The organism is Paenibacillus sp. 1A_MP2, assembly GCF_052244825.1.
Taxonomy (GTDB): Bacteria; Bacillota; Bacilli; order Paenibacillales; family Paenibacillaceae; genus Paenibacillus; species Paenibacillus vandeheii.
The window spans coordinates 1-1,586 of the sequence record NZ_JBQQCS010000008.1 but is presented as its reverse complement, the minus strand read 5'-3'; the positions used below and the strand labels follow the sequence as shown (position 1 = coordinate 1,586).

The 1,586-nt window shown below is 49.7% G+C and carries 1 pseudogene; it reads left to right on the top strand.

The features are described from left to right. A pseudogene (locus ACTWJ7_RS36620) lies at window positions 1-1,586 on the top strand (hypothetical protein); the annotation flags it as partial.

Genomic DNA, 1,586 nt, shown 5'->3' with positions numbered 1-1,586 from the left:
GATGACTAGCGCAGGCCAGGTAGATTTAGACCTAGGGCTCAATTATGGGCCGTTTCGAAGTCAGCTTAACGGAATCGCTGGTACAGCTACAAACCTTGTTGGTGGAGCATTCACAAAGCTGGGCGGGATTGTTGCTGGAGCGTTCGCAGTTCATAGCTTAAAAGAGTTTGGTAAGGAAGCCATTAACCTGGCATCGGATCTGGCCGAAGTACAGAACGTGGTTAACGTCACGTTCGGATCAATGACAAACCAGATTAACAACTGGTCATCGAACCTGATCGAATCATTCGGTTTGTCCGAACTGTCCGGTAAACGGTACGCATCCACCATGGGTGCCATGCTCAAATCATCCGGTATTTCCGGTGAAGCCATGAAACAGATGTCCGTTAGGTTGACGGAATTATCTGCTGACATGGCTTCTTTTTATAACATCACAAATGACGAAGCGTATTACAAAGTGTTCTCCGGTATGGTCGGTGAGACAGAACCACTCAAGCAATTGGGTGTGAACATGTCCGTGGTCAATATGGAAGCCTACGCGATGTCTCAGGGCATTACAAAGTCCTGGTTAGCCATGACCCAATCTGAACAGGCCATGCTCCGGTATGGTTATTTGCTACAGGTAACGGCCGATGCTCAGGGTGACTTTGCCCGTAACGGCCAATCATGGGCGAACCAAGTCCGCATGATGTCCGAACAGTGGAACATCTTCAAGGGCACAATGGGTGCAGGATTCATCAACATCTTGACACCGATCTTAAAAGGGCTCAACTGGATCATAGCCAAATTACAGGTTGCAGCAGCCTATTTCAAGGCATTCACGGAACTGGTCTTTGGTGACGCTGTGAACGCTGGTGGTGCCGGAATGACAGTGGCTACCGATGCCATGGGCGGCATGGGTGATGCAGCAGCGGCCGCAGCTCCTGCTGTAGAAGATACAGGGAAAGCGGCTGAGAAGGCAGGCAAGAAGGCCAAGAAGGCCGGAAAAGACATGAAGGGCAGTTTGGCCGGATTCGATCAGCTCAATACACTTGCTCAATCCGCGGCGTCCGCTCTGGATGATGCGGGTTCTAAAGCTGCTGGAGCTGGCAAAGGAATAGGCGGCCTGGGTGCGATGGCTGGATTTGGTGACCTGGACTTGGGCACACCATCAATCGAGATCGATCCAATCAAACAACAGGTTGCTGCATTCTTGGAAGATGTAAAATCGCGGTTCTCTAAAGCTTGGGCTTATATCTCTTCAGGCTGGGGCGAAATGCGGCCGGCACTACAACCGTTTGTTGATATGATGGTGCCTATTCGTCAATCGGTATCCAATATGGGCAAGACGTTTTTGGATCTGAAAGACAAGGTACTTGTTCCGGTGGCGAAGTACATTTTGGGTGACTTCATTCCGGCCATCGTCACAGGCTTTGTTAAATCGTTTGCTCCTGTCATTGCGAAGCAGATCGTATGGACATTTGATTTCCTTGACCGGACATTCCGGAATTCTACGGATCAATCCATTAAGCTGTGGGAAAACGTTTGGTTACCGAGTCTGGATAAGGTGAAGAACGCCTTTGTTACCAATATGCCGTTAATCGCTG